Raw genomic sequence first — 15,762 nt, 5'->3', positions numbered from 1 at the left:
AGGAAATATCGTGGGAATTCGTGTTTATAAACCAACAACAAACGGTCGCCGTAATATGACTTCTTTGGATTTCGCTGAAATCACAACAAGCACTCCTGAAAAATCATTGCTTGTTGCATTGAAGAGCAAGGCTGGTCGTAACAACAACGGTCGTATCACTGTTCGTCACCAAGGTGGTGGACACAAACGTTTCTACCGTTTGGTTGACTTCAAACGTAACAAAGACAACGTTGAAGCGGTTGTTAAAACAATCGAGTACGATCCAAACCGTTCTGCAAACATCGCTCTTGTACACTACACTGACGGTGTGAAAGCATACATCATCGCTCCAAAAGGTCTTGAAGTAGGTCAACGTATCGTTTCAGGTCCAGAAGCAGATATCAAAGTCGGAAACGCTCTTCCACTTGCTAACATCCCAGTTGGTACTTTGATCCACAACATCGAATTGAAACCAGGTCGTGGTGGTGAATTGGTACGTGCTGCTGGAGCATCTGCTCAAGTATTGGGTCAAGAAGGTAAATACGTTCTTGTTCGTCTTCAATCAGGTGAAGTTCGTATGATTCTTGGAACTTGCCGTGCTACAGTTGGTGTTGTCGGAAACGAACAACACGGACTTGTAAACCTTGGTAAAGCAGGACGTAGCCGTTGGAAAGGTATCCGCCCAACAGTTCGTGGTTCTGTAATGAACCCTAACGATCACCCACACGGTGGTGGTGAAGGTAAAGCACCAGTTGGTCGTAAAGCACCATCTACTCCATGGGGCAAACCTGCTCTTGGTCTTAAAACTCGTAACAAGAAAGCGAAATCTGACAAACTTATCGTTCGTCGTCGCAACGAGAAATAATATTAAACTAGTCGCTTAAGCAACTAGTAAATCCGCCAGCTCGGTAGCGCTCCATGTGAGCGCAAGCCGCTGTGGTACAACATTTAAAGGAGAAAATATAAAAATGGGACGCAGTCTTAAAAAAGGACCTTTCGTCGATGAGCATTTGATGAAAAAAGTTGAAGCTCAAGCTAACGACGAAAAGAAAAAAGTTATTAAAACTTGGTCACGTCGTTCAACGATCTTCCCAAGTTTTATTGGTTACACTATTGCAGTTTATGACGGACGTAAACACGTACCTGTTTACATCCAAGAAGACATGGTAGGTCACAAACTTGGTGAATTTGCACCAACTCGTACTTACAAAGGTCACGCTGCAGACGACAAGAAAACACGTAGAAAATAAGGAGAACATAAATGGCAGAAATTACTTCAGCTAAAGCAATGGCTCGTACAGTACGTGTTTCACCTCGTAAATCACGTCTTGTTCTTGATAACATCCGTGGTAAAAGCGTAGCCGATGCAATCGCAATCTTGACATTCACTCCAAACAAAGCTGCTGAAATCATCTTGAAAGTTTTGAACTCAGCTGTAGCTAACGCTGAAAACAACTTTGGTTTGGATAAAGCTAATTTGGTAGTATCTGAAGCATTCGCAAACGAAGGACCAACTATGAAACGTTTCCGTCCACGTGCGAAAGGTTCAGCTTCACCAATCAACAAACGTACAGCTCACATCACTGTAGCTGTTGCAGAAAAATAAGGAGGTAAAATCGTGGGTCAAAAAGTACATCCAATTGGTATGCGTGTCGGCATCATCCGTGATTGGGATGCCAAATGGTATGCTGAAAAAGAATACGCGGATTACCTTCATGAAGATCTTGCAATCCGTAAATTCGTTCAAAAAGAACTTGCTGACGCAGCAGTTTCAACTATTGAAATCGAACGCGCAGTAAACAAAGTTAACGTTTCACTTCACACTGCTAAACCAGGTATGGTTATCGGTAAAGGTGGTGCTAACGTTGATGCACTCCGTGCAAAACTTAACAAATTGACTGGAAAACAAGTACACATCAACATCATCGAAATCAAACAACCTGATTTGGATGCTCACCTTGTAGGTGAAGGAATTGCTCGTCAATTGGAGCAACGTGTTGCTTTCCGTCGTGCACAAAAACAAGCAATCCAACGTGCAATGCGTGCTGGAGCTAAAGGAATTAAAACTCAAGTATCAGGTCGCTTGAACGGTGCAGATATCGCCCGTGCTGAAGGATACTCTGAAGGAACTGTTCCACTTCACACACTTCGTGCAGATATCGATTACGCTTGGGAAGAAGCAGATACTACATACGGTAAACTTGGTGTTAAAGTATGGATTTACCGTGGTGAAGTTCTTCCAGCTCGCAAAAACACTAAAGGAGGTAAATAACCAATGTTAGTACCTAAACGTGTTAAACACCGTCGTGAATTCCGTGGAAAAATGCGCGGTGAAGCAAAAGGTGGAAAAGAAGTAGCATTCGGTGAATACGGTCTTCAAGCTACAACTAGCCACTGGATCACTAACCGCCAAATCGAAGCTGCTCGTATCGCCATGACTCGTTACATGAAACGTGGTGGTAAAGTTTGGATTAAAATCTTCCCACACAAATCATACACTGCTAAAGCTATCGGTGTGCGTATGGGATCTGGTAAAGGGGCACCTGAAGGTTGGGTAGCACCAGTTAAACGTGGTAAAGTGATGTTCGAAATTGCTGGTGTATCTGAAGAGATCGCACGCGAAGCGCTTCGTCTTGCTAGCCACAAATTGCCAGTTAAATGTAAATTCGTAAAACGTGAAGCAGAATAAGGAGAAGGCATGAAACTTAATGAAGTAAAAGAATTTGTTAAAGAACTTCGTGGTCTTTCTCAAGAAGAACTCGCGAAGCGCGAAAACGAATTGAAAAAAGAATTGTTTGAACTTCGTTTCCAAGCTGCTACTGGTCAATTGGAACAAACAGCTCGCTTGAAAGAAGTTAAAAAACAAATCGCTCGTATCAAAACAGTTCAATCTGAAGCGAAATAATAGACTAGGGAAGGAGAAATTTCAATGGAACGCAATAATCGTAAAGTTCTTGTTGGACGTGTTGTATCTGACAAAATGGACAAGACAATCACAGTTGTAGTTGAAACAAAACGTAACCACCCAGTCTATGGTAAACGTATTAACTACTCTAAAAAATACAAAGCTCATGATGAAAACAATGTTGCCAAAGAAGGCGATATCGTACGTATCATGGAAACTCGTCCGCTTTCAGCTACAAAACGTTTCCGTCTTGTAGAAGTTGTTGAAGAAGCGGTCATCATCTAATCAAACCTGAAAGGAGAAAACTGAAATGATTCAAACAGAAACTCGTTTGAAAGTCGCAGACAACAGCGGTGCTCGCGAAATCTTGACTATCAAAGTTCTTGGTGGTTCAGGACGTAAATTTGCAAACATCGGTGATGTTATTGTGGCATCTGTAAAACAAGCTACTCCTGGTGGTGCGGTTAAAAAAGGTGACGTTGTTAAAGCAGTTATCGTTCGTACTAAATCAGGTGCTCGTCGTGCTGATGGTTCATACATCAAATTTGACGAAAACGCAGCAGTTATCATCCGTGAAGACAAAACTCCTCGCGGAACACGTATCTTTGGCCCAGTTGCACGTGAATTGCGTGAAGGTGGCTTCATGAAGATCGTGTCACTTGCTCCAGAAGTACTTTAATTGGTTGCTCAAAGAAAATTAAAACAAGTCTAGGAAGTAAAACGAAAGCATAACTTAAGTTAGGTGAGTTGAAACTGACGAAGGATTGCTTTGATTTTCGAAGAGCAAAAACAAACAAACTAGTCCCCTAGCTTCAAGCTAGGGTGCCCTTATGGGCGTAAGAAAAATCAAGGAGAAACCTAATGTTTGTAAAAAAAGGCGACAAAGTTCGCGTAATCGCTGGTAAAGATAAGGGAACAGAAGCTGTTGTCCTTACTGCCCTTCCAAAAGTAAACAAAGTTATCGTTGAAGGTGTTAACATCGTTAAGAAACACCAACGTCCAACTAACGAGCTTCCTCAAGGTGGTATCATCGAGAAAGAAGCAGCTATCCATGTATCAAACGTTCAAGTTTTGGACAAAAATGGTGTAGCTGGTCGTGTTGGTTACAAATTTGTAGACGGTAAAAAAGTTCGCTACAACAAAAAATCAGGCGAAGTGCTTGATTAATCACGAAGGAAAGGAGAAGTATAATGGCAAATCGTTTAAAAGAAAAATATCTTAATGAAGTAGTTCCTGCTTTGACAGAACAATTCAACTACTCATCAGTGATGGCTGTGCCTAAAGTAGATAAGATCGTTTTGAACATGGGTGTTGGTGAAGCTGTATCAAACGCTAAAAGCCTTGAAAAAGCTGCTGAAGAATTGGCACTTATCTCAGGTCAAAAACCACTTATCACTAAAGCTAAAAAATCAATCGCCGGCTTCCGTCTTCGTGAAGGTGTTGCGATCGGTGCAAAAGTTACCCTTCGTGGTGAACGGATGTACGAATTCTTGGATAAATTGGTTTCAGTTTCACTTCCACGTGTACGTGACTTCCACGGTGTTCCAACAAAATCATTTGATGGACGCGGAAACTATACACTTGGTGTGAAAGAACAATTGATTTTCCCAGAAATCAACTTCGATGACGTTGACAAAACTCGTGGTCTTGACATTGTTATCGTAACAACTGCTAACACTGACGAAGAGTCACGTGCATTGCTTACAGGCCTTGGAATGCCTTTTGCAAAATAATATAGGAGGTAAATCTAATGGCTAAAAAATCAATGGTAGCTAGAGAGGCTAAACGCCAAAAAATTGTTGACCGTTATGCTGAAAAACGTGCTGCATTAAAGGCAGCAGGGGACTATGAAGGTTTATCTAAATTACCTCGCAACGCCTCACCGACTCGTTTACATAATCGTTGTAGAGTTACGGGGCGCCCACATTCAGTTTACCGCAAATTTGGTCTGAGTCGTATCGCTTTTCGCGAACTTGCGCATAAAGGTCAAATTCCTGGTGTAACAAAAGCATCTTGGTAATTTAAGATATCAAGGGCGTCAAAACTCTAAGTGAAAATAGGAAACTTGACGAAGAAACTGAGGTTTCTAGGAAAGTTTATCTTTTTCACACAGAGTTTAGCCCGGGTTCAGTTGGGCTAGCCAATTTGAACACGAGCTACAGCTTTGGCAAAAAAAGACCAATTTTCTTTGGAGCATCGCTCCTGCATCAAATTGCCTATTTTTGCTCTTGCTGTTACGCTCTTTGTATCATGTATTAACTAGCAAGTGCAACTTGCAAACTACTAGTAAGAGGAGAAAAACAAAATGGTTATGACTGACCCAATCGCAGACTTCCTAACTCGTATTCGTAACGCTAACCAAGCTAAACACGAAGTACTTGAAGTACCTGCATCAAACATCAAAAAAGGGATTGCTGAAATCCTTAAACGCGAAGGTTTTGTAAAAAACGTTGAAATCATCGAAGATGACAAACAAGGCATCATCCGTGTATTTCTTAAATACGGACCAAACGGTGAAAAAGTTATCACTAACTTGAAACGTATTTCTAAACCAGGACTTCGTGTCTACAAAAAACGTGAAGACCTTCCAAAAGTTCTTAACGGACTTGGAATTGCTATCCTTTCAACTTCTGAAGGTTTGCTTACTGATAAAGAAGCACGCCAAAAGAATGTTGGTGGTGAGGTTATCGCTTACGTTTGGTAATTGATGATGTGAGAGCGTTAAAAGAATGCAGTGAAAATAGGAAGTTTGTAGCAGGAGCGATGCTCCAAGACAAACTTATCTTTTTCACCAAATTCTTAGCTCGAACTCAAATCAAGATACAAAGCTCGTTAGAGCGTGTTCAGTTCAGCTCTTGAACTAAATAAGTATCTGAACCCCGTGAAAACTGGCCGTTCTGGCCTGACAATTTAACAGGAGAAAATAAACATGTCACGTATTGGTAATAAAGTTATCGTGTTGCCTGCTGGTGTTGAAATCACTAACAATGACAACCTTGTAACTGTAAAAGGACCTAAAGGAGAACTTACTCGTGAGTTCTCAAAAGATATTGAAATCCGTGTGGAAGGTACTGAAGTAACCCTTCACCGTCCAAACGATTCAAAAGAAATGAAAACTATCCACGGAACTACTCGTGCCCTTTTGAACAACATGGTTGTTGGTGTATCAGAAGGATTCAAGAAAGAACTTGAAATGCGTGGGGTTGGTTACCGTGCACAACTTCAAGGATCTAAACTTGTTTTGGCTGTTGGTAAATCTCACCCAGACGAAGTTGAAGCTCCAGAAGGAATTACTTTTGAACTTCCAAACCCAACAACAATCGTTGTTAGCGGAATTTCAAAAGAAGTAGTTGGACAAACAGCTGCTTACGTACGTAGCCTTCGTTCACCAGAACCATATAAAGGTAAAGGTATCCGTTACGTTGGTGAATTCGTTCGCCGTAAAGAAGGTAAAACAGGTAAATAATGTTGAGTGGTTGATTCTCAACCACCAACCTATTTTCCAACTTTGTGCATAGCACACGATTTAAAACTAAAGAGGTGAAAACTGTGATTTCAAAACCAGATAAAAACAAACTCCGCCAAAAACGCCACCGTCGCGTTCGCGGAAAACTCTCTGGAACTGCTGATCGCCCACGTTTGAACGTATTCCGTTCTAATACAGGCATCTACGCTCAAGTGATTGATGACGTAGCGGGTGTAACGCTCGCAAGTGCTTCAACTCTTGATAAAGAAGTTTCAAAAGGAACTAAAACTGAACAAGCTGTTGCTGTCGGTAAACTCGTTGCAGAACGTGCAAACGCTAAAGGTATTTCAGAAGTGGTGTTCGACCGCGGTGGATATCTATATCACGGACGTGTGAAAGCTTTGGCTGATGCAGCTCGTGAAAACGGATTGAAATTCTAATAGGAGGACACTAGAAAATGGCATTTAAAGACAATGCAGTTGAATTAGAAGAACGCGTAGTTGCTGTCAATCGTGTTACAAAAGTTGTTAAAGGTGGACGTCGTCTTCGTTTCGCAGCTCTTGTTGTTGTTGGTGACCACAACGGTCGCGTAGGATTTGGTACTGGTAAAGCTCAAGAAGTTCCAGAAGCAATCCGTAAAGCAGTAGATGATGCTAAGAAAAACTTGATCGAAGTTCCTATGGTTGGAACAACAATCCCACACGAAGTTCTTTCAGAATTCGGTGGAGCTAAAGTATTGTTGAAACCTGCTGTAGAAGGTTCTGGAGTTGCCGCTGGTGGTGCAGTTCGTGCCGTTGTGGAATTGGCAGGTGTGGCAGATATTACATCTAAATCACTTGGTTCTAACACTCCAATCAACATTGTTCGTGCAACTGTTGAAGGTTTGAAACAATTGAAACGCGCTGAAGAAGTTGCTGCCCTTCGTGGTATTTCAGTTTCTGATTTGGCATAAGAAAGGGGATAAAATGGCTCAAATTAAAATTACTTTGACTAAGTCTCCAATCGGACGCATTCCGTCACAACGTAAAACTGTTGTAGCACTTGGACTTGGCAAATTGAACAGCTCTGTTATTAAAGAAGATAACGCTGCTATCCGTGGTATGATCACTGCAGTATCTCACTTGGTAACAGTTGAAGAAGTAAACTAATGAATTTTTAGGGGATGTGCACTATACCATCCCCTAAAACTAGATATAGTCATCTATGATGACGTCGTATAGGCGAGTTGATGGGGGAGACAACCTTTTCTCCCTTATCGGCGCTAGCATTTTACAAAAGAGGAGAAAATAAAAATGAAACTTCATGAATTGAAACCTGCAGAAGGTTCTCGTAAAGTACGTAACCGCGTTGGTCGTGGTACTTCATCAGGTAACGGTAAAACATCTGGTCGTGGTCAAAAAGGTCAAAAAGCTCGTAGCGGTGGCGGAGTTCGCCTTGGTTTTGAAGGTGGACAAACTCCATTGTTCCGTCGTCTTCCAAAACGTGGATTCACTAACATCAACGCTAAAGAATACGCAATTGTGAACCTTGACCAATTGAACGTCTTTGAAGATGGTGCTGAAGTAACTCCAGTTGTTCTTATCGAAGCAGGAATTGTTAAAGCTGAAAAGTCAGGTATTAAAATTCTTGGTAACGGTGAGTTGATTAAGAAATTGACTGTGAAAGCAGCTAAATTCTCTAAATCAGCTGAAGAAGCTATCACTGCTAAAGGTGGTTCAGTAGAAGTCATCTAAGAGAGGTGACCTATGTTTTTTAAATTATTAAGAGAAGCTCTTAAAGTCAAGCAGGTTCGATCAAAAATTTTATTTACAATTTTTATCGTTTTGGTCTTTCGTATCGGAACTAGCATTACAGTTCCTGGTGTGAATGCCAATAGCTTGAATGCTTTAAGTGGATTATCCTTCTTAAACATGTTGAGCTTGGTGTCGGGGAATGCCCTAAAAAACTTTTCGATTTTTGCCCTAGGAGTTAGTCCCTATATTACTGCTTCTATCGTTGTCCAACTCTTACAAATGGATATTTTACCGAAATTTGTAGAGTGGGGAAAACAAGGGGAAGTAGGTCGAAGAAAATTGAACCAAGCTACTCGTTATATTGCCCTTGGTCTAGCCTTTGTGCAATCTATCGGGATTACAGCTGGTTTTAATACCTTGGCTGGAGCTCAATTGATTAAAACTGCTTTAACTCCCCAAGTTTTTCTGACGATTGGTATCATCTTAACAGCTGGTAGTATGATTGTCACTTGGTTGGGAGAGCAAATTACAGATAAGGGATACGGAAATGGTGTTTCTATGATTATCTTTGCCGGGATTGTTGCCTCAATTCCAGAGATGATTCAGGGCATCTATGTGGACTACTTTGTGAACGTCCCAAGTAGCCGGATCACTTCATCTATCATTTTCGTAATCATTTTGATTATTACTGTATTGTTGATCATTTACTTTACAACTTATGTTCAACAAGCAGAATACAAAATTCCAATCCAATATACTAAGGTTGCACAAGGTGCTCCATCTAGCTCTTACCTTCCATTGAAGGTAAACCCTGCTGGAGTTATCCCTGTTATCTTTGCCAGTTCCATTACTGCAGCGCCTGCGGCGATTCTTCAGTTTTTGAGCGCCACAGGTCATGATTGGGCTTGGGTAAGGGTAGCACAAGAGATGTTGGCAACCACTTCTCCAACTGGTATTGCCATGTATGCTTTGTTGATTATTCTCTTTACATTCTTCTATACGTTTGTACAGATTAATCCTGAAAAAGCGGCAGAGAACCTACAAAAGAGCGGTGCCTATATCCATGGAGTTCGTCCTGGTAAAGGTACAGAAGAATATATGTCTAAACTTCTTCGTCGTCTTGCAACGGTTGGTTCCCTCTTCCTTGGTGTGATTTCCATTTTACCGATTGCAGCTAAAGATGTATTTGGTCTTTCTGATGTTGTTGCCTTTGGTGGAACAAGTCTCTTGATCATTATTTCTACAGGTATCGAAGGAATCAAACAATTGGAAGGTTACCTATTGAAACGTAAGTATGTTGGTTTCATGGACAGAACAGAATAAAAGTATTTACTGATACTCTTCGAAAATCAAATTCAAACCACGTCAGCNNGATTTTCATTGAGTATGAAGCAGTAAATGCTGAGGGAGTGGAGGTTTAAACTCTAACATTTGTGAGAGTTTGGTCTCCCCTCTTCTATTTTGTTTTTAAATAGGGGTGAAAAGACTTTTTGCTTCTATTTAAAAATAAAATAAGGAGATCAGATCATGAATCTTTTGATTATGGGCTTACCTGGTGCAGGTAAGGGAACTCAAGCAGCAAAAATCGTAGAACAATTCCATGTTGCACATATCTCAACAGGTGATATGTTCCGCGCTGCAATGGCAAATCAAACTGAAATGGGTGTTCTTGCTAAGTCATATATTGACAAGGGTGAATTGGTTCCTGACGAAGTTACAAATGGGATCGTAAAAGAACGTCTTTCACAAGATGATATTAAAGAAACAGGATTCTTATTGGATGGTTACCCACGTACAATCGAACAAGCTCATGCCTTGGACAAAACATTGGCTGAACTTGGCATCGAACTAGAAGGTGTTATCAACATCGAAGTGAATCCAGATAGCCTCTTGGAACGTTTGAGTGGCCGTATCATCCATCGCGTAACTGGAGAAACTTTCCACAAGGTCTTTAACCCACCAGTTGACTATAAAGAAGAAGATTACTACCAACGTGAAGATGATAAGCCTGAGACAGTCAAACGTCGTTTGGATGTGAATATTGCTCAAGGGGAACCAATCATTGCTCACTACCGTGCCAAAGGCTTGGTTCATGACATCGAAGGTAATCAGGATATCAATGATGTCTTCTCAGATATCGAAAAAGTATTGACAAATTTGAAATAAAGCGTTTTTCACACTTGCAAAAATCCGCTACAAATGTTATACTGAGATAGTCTGACTTATAATTGTTGTCTCTGTGTCTAGAGGCATCGAATCGAAATTTATGGAGGTGCTTTTGCGTGGCAAAAGACGATGTGATTGAAGTTGAAGGCAAAGTAGTTGATACAATGCCGAATGCAATGTTTACGGTTGAACTTGAAAATGGACATCAGATTTTAGCAACAGTTTCTGGTAAAATTCGTAAAAACTATATTCGTATTTTAGCGGGAGATCGTGTTACTGTCGAAATGAGTCCATATGACTTGACACGTGGGCGTATCACTTACCGCTTTAAATAATCGAAAAACTTGGAGGGATAAGAAATGAAAGTAAGACCATCGGTCAAACCAATTTGCGAATACTGTAAAGTTATTCGTCGTAATGGTCGTGTTATGGTAATTTGCCCAGCAAATCCAAAACACAAACAACGTCAAGGATAAGATAGAAAGGAGAAAACATGGCTCGTATTGCTGGAGTTGATATTCCAAATGACAAACGCGTAGTAATCTCATTGACTTATGTTTATGGTATCGGACTTGCAACATCTAAGAAAATTTTGGCTGCTGCTGGAATCTCAGAAGATGTTCGTGTACGTGATCTTACATCAGATCAAGAAGATGCTATCCGTCGTGAAGTGGATGCAATCAAAGTTGAAGGTGACCTTCGTCGTGAAGTAAACTTGAACATCAAACGTTTGATGGAAATCGGTTCATACCGTGGTATCCGTCACCGTCGTGGACTTCCTGTCCGTGGACAAAACACTAAAAACAACGCTCGCACTCGTAAAGGTAAAGCTGTTGCGATTGCTGGTAAGAAAAAATAATATAGGAGGTAAAAGTCTTGGCTAAACCAACACGTAAACGTCGTGTGAAAAAGAATATCGAATCTGGTATTGCTCATATTCACGCTACATTTAATAACACTATTGTTATGATTACTGATGTGCATGGTAATGCAATTGCTTGGTCATCAGCTGGTGCTCTTGGTTTCAAAGGTTCTCGTAAATCTACACCATTCGCTGCCCAAATGGCTTCTGAAGCTGCTGCTAAATCTGCACAAGAACACGGTCTTAAATCAGTTGAAGTTACTGTAAAAGGTCCAGGTTCTGGTCGTGAGTCAGCTATTCGTGCGCTTGCTGCCGCTGGTCTTGAAGTAACAGCAATTCGTGATGTGACTCCAGTGCCACACAATGGTGCTCGTCCTCCAAAACGTCGCCGTGTATAATCATCGCATTACACTGCTTTTCGTTTAAGAGGGAGTAACTAAATGATCGAGTTTGAAAAACCAAATATAACAAAAATTGATGAAAATAAAGATTATGGCAAGTTTGTAATCGAACCACTTGAACGTGGCTACGGTACAACTCTTGGTAACTCTCTTCGTCGTGTACTTCTAGCTTCTCTACCAGGAGCAGCTGTGACATCTATCAATATTGATGGTGTGTTACATGAGTTTGACACAGTTCCAGGTGTTCGTGAAGACGTGATGCAAATCATTCTGAACATTAAAGGAATTGCAGTGAAATCGTACGTTGAAGACGAAAAAATCATCGAACTAGATGTTGAAGGTCCTGCTGAAGTAACAGCTGGTGACATTTTGACAGATAGCGATATTGAAATTGTAAATCCAGATCATTATCTCTTTACAATCGGTGAAGGTTCTTCTCTAAAAGCGACTATGACTGTTAACAGTGGTCGTGGATATGTACCTGCTGATGAAAATAAAAAGGATAATGCACCAGTTGGAACACTTGCTGTAGACTCTATTTATACACCAGTTACAAAAGTCAACTATCAAGTGGAACCTGCTCGTGTAGGTAGCAATGATGGATTTGATAAATTAACCCTTGAAATCTTGACAAATGGAACAATTATTCCAGAAGATGCTTTAGGGCTTTCAGCACGTATTTTGACAGAACATCTTGATTTGTTTACAAATCTTACTGAAATTGCTAAGTCAACTGAAGTGATGAAAGAAGCTGATACTGAATCTGACGACCGTATTTTGGATCGTACGATTGAGGAACTGGACTTGTCTGTGCGTTCATACAACTGTTTGAAACGTGCCGGTATCAATACTGTGCATGATTTGACAGAAAAATCTGAAGCAGAGATGATGAAAGTACGAAATCTTGGACGCAAGAGTTTGGAAGAAGTGAAACTCAAACTCATTGATTTGGGTCTTGGATTAAAAGATAAATAAAGGAGGAATACATGGCTTACCGTAAACTAGGACGCACTAGCTCACAACGTAAAGCAATGCTTCGCGATTTGACAACTGACCTTTTGATCAATGAATCAATCGTGACAACTGAAGCTCGTGCTAAAGAAATCCGTAAAACTGTTGAAAAAATGATTACTCTAGGTAAACGTGGTGATTTGCATGCACGTCGTCAAGCAGCTGCTTTCGTACGTAATGAAATCGCATCTGAAAACTATGATGAAGCAACTGATAAGTACACTTCTACTACAGCACTTCAAAAATTGTTCTCAGAAATCGCACCTCGTTATGCTGAACGTAACGGTGGATACACTCGTATCCTTAAAACTGAACCACGTCGTGGTGATGCAGCGCCAATGGCGATCATCGAATTAGTATAAAATCATCAATTTTGTTGAGTGTTATGATGATGGAGTCTTGTGCTCTTAGTCTAGCTCTGGTCTACCGCTAGGATTTCGGTCCTAGCGGGAACACTCATCATAAGTTGGGATAGTAGACGCTTGTTTACGAAATTGTTTTTTGCTTAAGAACAACTTCGTAAGCAGGCGTTTTTGAGTATTTTAGTTGGAATTATGCTATACTATTTGAAAAGAATCCTGTTTAATGTTCAGGTTTCCTATTTTAAGAAGAATTGGAGTTTGCTTATGAAAGCGATTATAACTGTTGTTGGTAAAGATAAATCTGGAATTGTTGCAAGTGTTTCTGGTAAAATTGCAGAAATGGGTTTGAACATAGACGATATCTCTCAAACTGTCTTGGATGAATATTTCACGATGATGGCTGTCGTCTCTAGTGATGAAAAGCAAGATTTCACTTATCTTCGTAATGAATTTGAAGCTTTTGGGCAAACTTTGAATGTGAAAATTAATATTCAGAGTGCAGCGATTTTCGAAGCTATGTATAATATCTAGGAGGTTATCATGGATATTAGACAAGTTACTGAAACTATTGCCATGATTGAGGAGCAAAACTTCGATATCAGAACTATTACCATGGGGATTTCCCTTTTGGACTGTATTGATCCAGATATCAATCGTGCTGCGGAGAAAATTTATCAAAAGATTAGGACCAAGGCAGCTAATTTAGTGGCTGTTGGCGATGAAATTGCGGCTGAGTTGGGAATTCCTATCGTTAATAAGCGTGTATCGGTGACACCTATTTCTCTAATTGGAGCAGCGACAGATGCGACGGACTACGTGGTTCTGGCAAAAGCGCTTGATAAGGCTGCGAAAGAGATTGGAGTGGACTTTATTGGTGGTTTCTCTGCCTTGGTACAAAAAGGTTATCAAAAGGGAGATGAGATTCTCATCAATTCTATTCCTCGTGCTTTGGCTGAAACGGACAAGGTATGCTCGTCAGTCAATATCGGCTCAACCAAGTCTGGTATCAATATGACGGCTGTCGCAGATATGGGACGTGTTATCAAGGAAACGGCAACTCTATCTGATATGGGGGCAGCTAAGTTGGTTGTATTCGCTAATGCTGTTGAGGACAATCCATTTATGGCGGGTGCCTTCCATGGTGTTGGGGAGGCAGATGTTATCATCAATGTCGGAGTTTCTGGTCCTGGTGTGGTGAAACGTGCCCTGGAAAAAGTTCGTGGAGAGAGCTTTGACGTAGTAGCAGAAACGGTCAAGAAGACTGCCTTTAAAATCACTCGGATCGGTCAATTGGTTGGTCAAATGGCCAGTGAGAGACTGGGTGTGGAGTTTGGTATTGTGGACTTGAGTTTGGCGCCAACTCCTGCGGTTGGAGATTCTGTTGCACGTGTCCTTGAAGAAATGGGGCTAGAAACAGTTGGTACGCATGGAACGACGGCTGCCTTGGCTCTCTTGAATGACCAAGTTAAAAAGGGTGGAGTGATGGCCTGCAACCAAGTTGGTGGTTTGTCTGGTGCCTTTATTCCTGTTTCCGAGGATGAGGGAATGATTGCTGCAGTGCAAAATGGCTCTCTTAATTTGGAAAAACTAGAAGCTATGACGGCTATCTGTTCTGTTGGTTTGGATATGATTGCCATCCCAGAAGATACACCTGTTGAAACCATTGCGGCTATGATTGCGGATGAGGCTGCCATTGGTGTCATTAACATGAAAACAACAGCTGTTCGTATCATTCCAAAAGGAAAAGAAGGCGATATGATTGAGTTTGGTGGCCTATTAGGAACTGCACCTGTTATGAAAGTCAATGGAGCTTCGTCTGTTGATTTCATCTCTCGTGGAGGACAAATCCCAGCACCAATTCATAGTTTTAAAAATTAAGAAAATAGGAGAAATTTTAAGCTCTATTTAAGGTTGGATGTGTATACTATAATCATTAAATAAAGACCTCCTAATATTATTTGAAACAGATAATACTGATTTAGTTTGAATTTGATTTTCATCTAATATCTTTATTTAATAGAACTCCTAAACTTTTTCATAATAATCTCCTGCAAAAGTCGCCTGTCTGGGTGGCTTTTGTTTTATCATCCATGATATAATAGAAGCAAACGGAGGACGGAAAATGGTAAAAGTACGATTGTATTTGGTACGTCATGGCAAGACCATGTTTAACACGATTGGTCGCGCGCAAGGTTGGAGCGATACTCCCTTAACAGCTGAAGGTGAACGAGGGATTCAAGAGTTAGGAATCGGTTTGCGAGAATCTGGTCTGCAGTTTGAGCGTGCTTATTCGAGTGATTCTGGTCGCACTATTCAGACAATGGGAATTATCCTTGATGAACTTGGCTTGCAGGGAAAAATCCCTTATCGCATGGACAAGCGTATCAGAGAATGGTGTTTTGGTAGCTTTGACGGAGCTTACGATGGCGATCTTTTCATGGGCATTATTCCTCGTATCTTTAATGTGGATCACGTTCACCAATTGTCTTATGCTGAACTGGCTGAGGGCTTGGTAGAGGTTGATACAGCTGGTTGGGCTGAGGGCTGGGAAAAACTCAGTGGTCGAATCAAGGAAGGCTTTGAAGCGATTGCCAAGGAAATGGAAGAACAAGGTGGGGGCAATGCCCTTGTCGTCAGCCACGGAATGACCATTGGAACCATTGTTTATCTGATCAATGGTATGCATCCACATGGTCTTGATAATGGTAGCGTGACGATCCTTGAATATGAGGACGGCCAGTTTAGCGTAGAGGTTGTTGGTGACTGTAGTTACCGAGAGCTAGGATGGGAGAAGATGGAAGAGACCTCTATTTAATACTCTTCGAAAATCTCTTTAAACCGCGTCAACGTCGTCTTGTCGTAGATATGGTTACTGAC

28 protein-coding genes are annotated in these 15,762 nt (G+C 41.0%); all 28 read left to right on the top strand.

Translation table 11 applies throughout. From position 1 onward, the window contains the following. The first annotated feature begins 10 nt into the window (after positions 1-10). Positions 11-844: a 50S ribosomal protein L2 gene (gene rplB, locus HT736_RS04175; RefSeq protein WP_000512910.1), complete on the top strand. Its 834-nt coding sequence runs from the start codon at positions 11-13 to the stop codon at positions 842-844. Positions 845-947: 103 nt separating this feature from the next. Next, on the top strand, positions 948-1,229 hold the full coding sequence (gene rpsS / locus HT736_RS04170; RefSeq protein WP_000533766.1) for a 30S ribosomal protein S19: 282 nt from the start codon (positions 948-950) through the stop codon (positions 1,227-1,229). Positions 1,230-1,240: 11 nt separating this feature from the next. Then, positions 1,241-1,585, top strand: coding sequence for a 50S ribosomal protein L22 (gene rplV, locus HT736_RS04165; protein WP_000818137.1), 345 nt, complete (start codon positions 1,241-1,243; stop codon positions 1,583-1,585). 12 nt (positions 1,586-1,597) lie between these two features. Beyond that, on the top strand, positions 1,598-2,251 hold the full coding sequence (rpsC, locus tag HT736_RS04160; RefSeq protein WP_000529936.1) for a 30S ribosomal protein S3: 654 nt from the start codon (positions 1,598-1,600) through the stop codon (positions 2,249-2,251). A 3-nt stretch (positions 2,252-2,254) separates the two neighbouring features. After that, entirely contained in the window at positions 2,255-2,668 is a 414-nt protein-coding gene (gene rplP, locus HT736_RS04155; RefSeq protein ID WP_000960946.1) for a 50S ribosomal protein L16, read from the top strand. 9 nt (positions 2,669-2,677) lie between these two features. Next, the gene (gene rpmC, locus HT736_RS04150; protein ID WP_000772918.1) at positions 2,678-2,884 is read left to right on the top strand and encodes a 50S ribosomal protein L29; all 207 of its coding nucleotides are present in this window, start codon (positions 2,678-2,680) and stop codon (positions 2,882-2,884) included. Positions 2,885-2,908: 24 nt separating this feature from the next. After that, positions 2,909-3,169: a 30S ribosomal protein S17 gene (rpsQ, locus tag HT736_RS04145; RefSeq protein WP_000440801.1), complete on the top strand. Its 261-nt coding sequence runs from the start codon at positions 2,909-2,911 to the stop codon at positions 3,167-3,169. Between the two features lie 25 nt (positions 3,170-3,194). Continuing rightward, positions 3,195-3,563: a 50S ribosomal protein L14 gene (gene rplN, locus HT736_RS04140; protein ID WP_000616545.1), complete on the top strand. Its 369-nt coding sequence runs from the start codon at positions 3,195-3,197 to the stop codon at positions 3,561-3,563. 182 nt (positions 3,564-3,745) lie between these two features. Then, a complete protein-coding gene (gene rplX, locus HT736_RS04135; RefSeq protein WP_000497691.1) occupies positions 3,746-4,051 on the top strand; it encodes a 50S ribosomal protein L24 in 306 nt (101 codons plus the stop codon). Between the two features lie 23 nt (positions 4,052-4,074). Next, positions 4,075-4,617, top strand: coding sequence for a 50S ribosomal protein L5 (rplE, locus tag HT736_RS04130; protein WP_000013542.1), 543 nt, complete (start codon positions 4,075-4,077; stop codon positions 4,615-4,617). A gap of 17 nt (positions 4,618-4,634) precedes the next feature. Then, positions 4,635-4,904, top strand: a complete 270-nt coding sequence (rpsN, locus tag HT736_RS04125) for a 30S ribosomal protein S14 (protein WP_001085703.1) — start codon at positions 4,635-4,637, stop codon at positions 4,902-4,904. Positions 4,905-5,189: 285 nt separating this feature from the next. Further along, complete coding sequence (gene rpsH, locus HT736_RS04120) at positions 5,190-5,588, top strand: 30S ribosomal protein S8 (RefSeq protein WP_000245503.1); 399 nt, start codon at positions 5,190-5,192, stop codon at positions 5,586-5,588. Between the two features lie 225 nt (positions 5,589-5,813). Beyond that, positions 5,814-6,350 carry a 50S ribosomal protein L6 gene (gene rplF, locus HT736_RS04115; protein WP_000086622.1) on the top strand — a complete coding sequence of 179 codons (537 nt, stop codon included), beginning with the start codon at positions 5,814-5,816 and terminating at the stop codon, positions 6,348-6,350. Between the two features lie 83 nt (positions 6,351-6,433). Next, entirely contained in the window at positions 6,434-6,790 is a 357-nt protein-coding gene (gene rplR / locus HT736_RS04110) for a 50S ribosomal protein L18 (RefSeq protein WP_000624044.1), read from the top strand. A 17-nt stretch (positions 6,791-6,807) separates the two neighbouring features. Beyond that, positions 6,808-7,302 carry a 30S ribosomal protein S5 gene (gene rpsE, locus HT736_RS04105; RefSeq protein WP_000874202.1) on the top strand — a complete coding sequence of 165 codons (495 nt, stop codon included), beginning with the start codon at positions 6,808-6,810 and terminating at the stop codon, positions 7,300-7,302. 13 nt (positions 7,303-7,315) lie between these two features. Then, positions 7,316-7,498 carry a 50S ribosomal protein L30 gene (rpmD, locus tag HT736_RS04100; RefSeq protein WP_000057241.1) on the top strand — a complete coding sequence of 61 codons (183 nt, stop codon included), beginning with the start codon at positions 7,316-7,318 and terminating at the stop codon, positions 7,496-7,498. A 144-nt stretch (positions 7,499-7,642) separates the two neighbouring features. After that, the gene (gene rplO, locus HT736_RS04095) at positions 7,643-8,083 is read left to right on the top strand and encodes a 50S ribosomal protein L15 (protein ID WP_000766086.1); all 441 of its coding nucleotides are present in this window, start codon (positions 7,643-7,645) and stop codon (positions 8,081-8,083) included. A gap of 12 nt (positions 8,084-8,095) precedes the next feature. Further along, the gene (gene secY, locus HT736_RS04090; RefSeq protein WP_000465393.1) at positions 8,096-9,406 is read left to right on the top strand and encodes a preprotein translocase subunit SecY; all 1,311 of its coding nucleotides are present in this window, start codon (positions 8,096-8,098) and stop codon (positions 9,404-9,406) included. 204 nt (positions 9,407-9,610) lie between these two features. Beyond that, the gene (locus HT736_RS04085; protein WP_001050436.1) at positions 9,611-10,249 is read left to right on the top strand and encodes an adenylate kinase; all 639 of its coding nucleotides are present in this window, start codon (positions 9,611-9,613) and stop codon (positions 10,247-10,249) included. A 116-nt stretch (positions 10,250-10,365) separates the two neighbouring features. Then, entirely contained in the window at positions 10,366-10,584 is a 219-nt protein-coding gene (gene infA / locus HT736_RS04080) for a translation initiation factor IF-1 (RefSeq protein WP_001029883.1), read from the top strand. 24 nt (positions 10,585-10,608) lie between these two features. Next, entirely contained in the window at positions 10,609-10,725 is a 117-nt protein-coding gene (gene rpmJ, locus HT736_RS04075; protein ID WP_001808836.1) for a 50S ribosomal protein L36, read from the top strand. Positions 10,726-10,742: 17 nt separating this feature from the next. Further along, entirely contained in the window at positions 10,743-11,108 is a 366-nt protein-coding gene (rpsM, locus tag HT736_RS04070) for a 30S ribosomal protein S13 (RefSeq protein WP_000090781.1), read from the top strand. Positions 11,109-11,125: 17 nt separating this feature from the next. Further along, a complete protein-coding gene (gene rpsK / locus HT736_RS04065) occupies positions 11,126-11,509 on the top strand; it encodes a 30S ribosomal protein S11 (RefSeq protein ID WP_001118385.1) in 384 nt (127 codons plus the stop codon). Positions 11,510-11,551: 42 nt separating this feature from the next. Further along, positions 11,552-12,487: a DNA-directed RNA polymerase subunit alpha gene (locus tag HT736_RS04060; RefSeq protein ID WP_000568988.1), complete on the top strand. Its 936-nt coding sequence runs from the start codon at positions 11,552-11,554 to the stop codon at positions 12,485-12,487. A gap of 11 nt (positions 12,488-12,498) precedes the next feature. Then, positions 12,499-12,885: a 50S ribosomal protein L17 gene (gene rplQ, locus HT736_RS04055; protein WP_000331493.1), complete on the top strand. Its 387-nt coding sequence runs from the start codon at positions 12,499-12,501 to the stop codon at positions 12,883-12,885. 264 nt (positions 12,886-13,149) lie between these two features. Then, positions 13,150-13,416: an ACT domain-containing protein gene (locus HT736_RS04050; RefSeq protein WP_119946701.1), complete on the top strand. Its 267-nt coding sequence runs from the start codon at positions 13,150-13,152 to the stop codon at positions 13,414-13,416. A gap of 9 nt (positions 13,417-13,425) precedes the next feature. Continuing rightward, on the top strand, positions 13,426-14,763 hold the full coding sequence (locus HT736_RS04045) for a PFL family protein (protein WP_119941692.1): 1,338 nt from the start codon (positions 13,426-13,428) through the stop codon (positions 14,761-14,763). A 244-nt stretch (positions 14,764-15,007) separates the two neighbouring features. Next, complete coding sequence (locus HT736_RS04040; RefSeq protein ID WP_119946700.1) at positions 15,008-15,700, top strand: histidine phosphatase family protein; 693 nt, start codon at positions 15,008-15,010, stop codon at positions 15,698-15,700. Positions 15,701-15,762: the final 62 nt, after the last annotated feature.

The sequence above is a fragment of the Streptococcus sp. 339 genome, from assembly GCF_013277285.1.
In the GTDB taxonomy this organism is placed as follows: domain Bacteria; phylum Bacillota; class Bacilli; order Lactobacillales; family Streptococcaceae; genus Streptococcus; species Streptococcus pseudopneumoniae.
Note: the sequence above shows the minus strand (reverse complement) of the source record. Positions and strands in the feature narration are given on the sequence as shown.

Coding starts and splice junctions, on each gene's coding strand:
- rpsS (WP_000533766.1), top strand. CDS start 948: ATGGGACGCAGTCTTAAAAAAGGACCTTTCGTCGATGAGCATTTGATG.
- rplV (WP_000818137.1), top strand. CDS start 1,241: ATGGCAGAAATTACTTCAGCTAAAGCAATGGCTCGTACAGTACGTGTT.
- rplP (WP_000960946.1), top strand. CDS start 2,255: ATGTTAGTACCTAAACGTGTTAAACACCGTCGTGAATTCCGTGGAAAA.
- rpmC (WP_000772918.1), top strand. CDS start 2,678: ATGAAACTTAATGAAGTAAAAGAATTTGTTAAAGAACTTCGTGGTCTT.
- rpsQ (WP_000440801.1), top strand. CDS start 2,909: ATGGAACGCAATAATCGTAAAGTTCTTGTTGGACGTGTTGTATCTGAC.
- rplN (WP_000616545.1), top strand. CDS start 3,195: ATGATTCAAACAGAAACTCGTTTGAAAGTCGCAGACAACAGCGGTGCT.
- rplX (WP_000497691.1), top strand. CDS start 3,746: ATGTTTGTAAAAAAAGGCGACAAAGTTCGCGTAATCGCTGGTAAAGAT.
- rplE (WP_000013542.1), top strand. CDS start 4,075: ATGGCAAATCGTTTAAAAGAAAAATATCTTAATGAAGTAGTTCCTGCT.
- rpsN (WP_001085703.1), top strand. CDS start 4,635: ATGGCTAAAAAATCAATGGTAGCTAGAGAGGCTAAACGCCAAAAAATT.
- rpsH (WP_000245503.1), top strand. CDS start 5,190: ATGGTTATGACTGACCCAATCGCAGACTTCCTAACTCGTATTCGTAAC.
- rplF (WP_000086622.1), top strand. CDS start 5,814: ATGTCACGTATTGGTAATAAAGTTATCGTGTTGCCTGCTGGTGTTGAA.
- rpsE (WP_000874202.1), top strand. CDS start 6,808: ATGGCATTTAAAGACAATGCAGTTGAATTAGAAGAACGCGTAGTTGCT.
- rpmD (WP_000057241.1), top strand. CDS start 7,316: ATGGCTCAAATTAAAATTACTTTGACTAAGTCTCCAATCGGACGCATT.
- rplO (WP_000766086.1), top strand. CDS start 7,643: ATGAAACTTCATGAATTGAAACCTGCAGAAGGTTCTCGTAAAGTACGT.
- secY (WP_000465393.1), top strand. CDS start 8,096: ATGTTTTTTAAATTATTAAGAGAAGCTCTTAAAGTCAAGCAGGTTCGA.
- HT736_RS04085 (WP_001050436.1), top strand. CDS start 9,611: ATGAATCTTTTGATTATGGGCTTACCTGGTGCAGGTAAGGGAACTCAA.
- rpmJ (WP_001808836.1), top strand. CDS start 10,609: ATGAAAGTAAGACCATCGGTCAAACCAATTTGCGAATACTGTAAAGTT.
- rpsM (WP_000090781.1), top strand. CDS start 10,743: ATGGCTCGTATTGCTGGAGTTGATATTCCAAATGACAAACGCGTAGTA.
- HT736_RS04060 (WP_000568988.1), top strand. CDS start 11,552: ATGATCGAGTTTGAAAAACCAAATATAACAAAAATTGATGAAAATAAA.
- rplQ (WP_000331493.1), top strand. CDS start 12,499: ATGGCTTACCGTAAACTAGGACGCACTAGCTCACAACGTAAAGCAATG.
- HT736_RS04050 (WP_119946701.1), top strand. CDS start 13,150: ATGAAAGCGATTATAACTGTTGTTGGTAAAGATAAATCTGGAATTGTT.
- HT736_RS04045 (WP_119941692.1), top strand. CDS start 13,426: ATGGATATTAGACAAGTTACTGAAACTATTGCCATGATTGAGGAGCAA.
- HT736_RS04040 (WP_119946700.1), top strand. CDS start 15,008: ATGGTAAAAGTACGATTGTATTTGGTACGTCATGGCAAGACCATGTTT.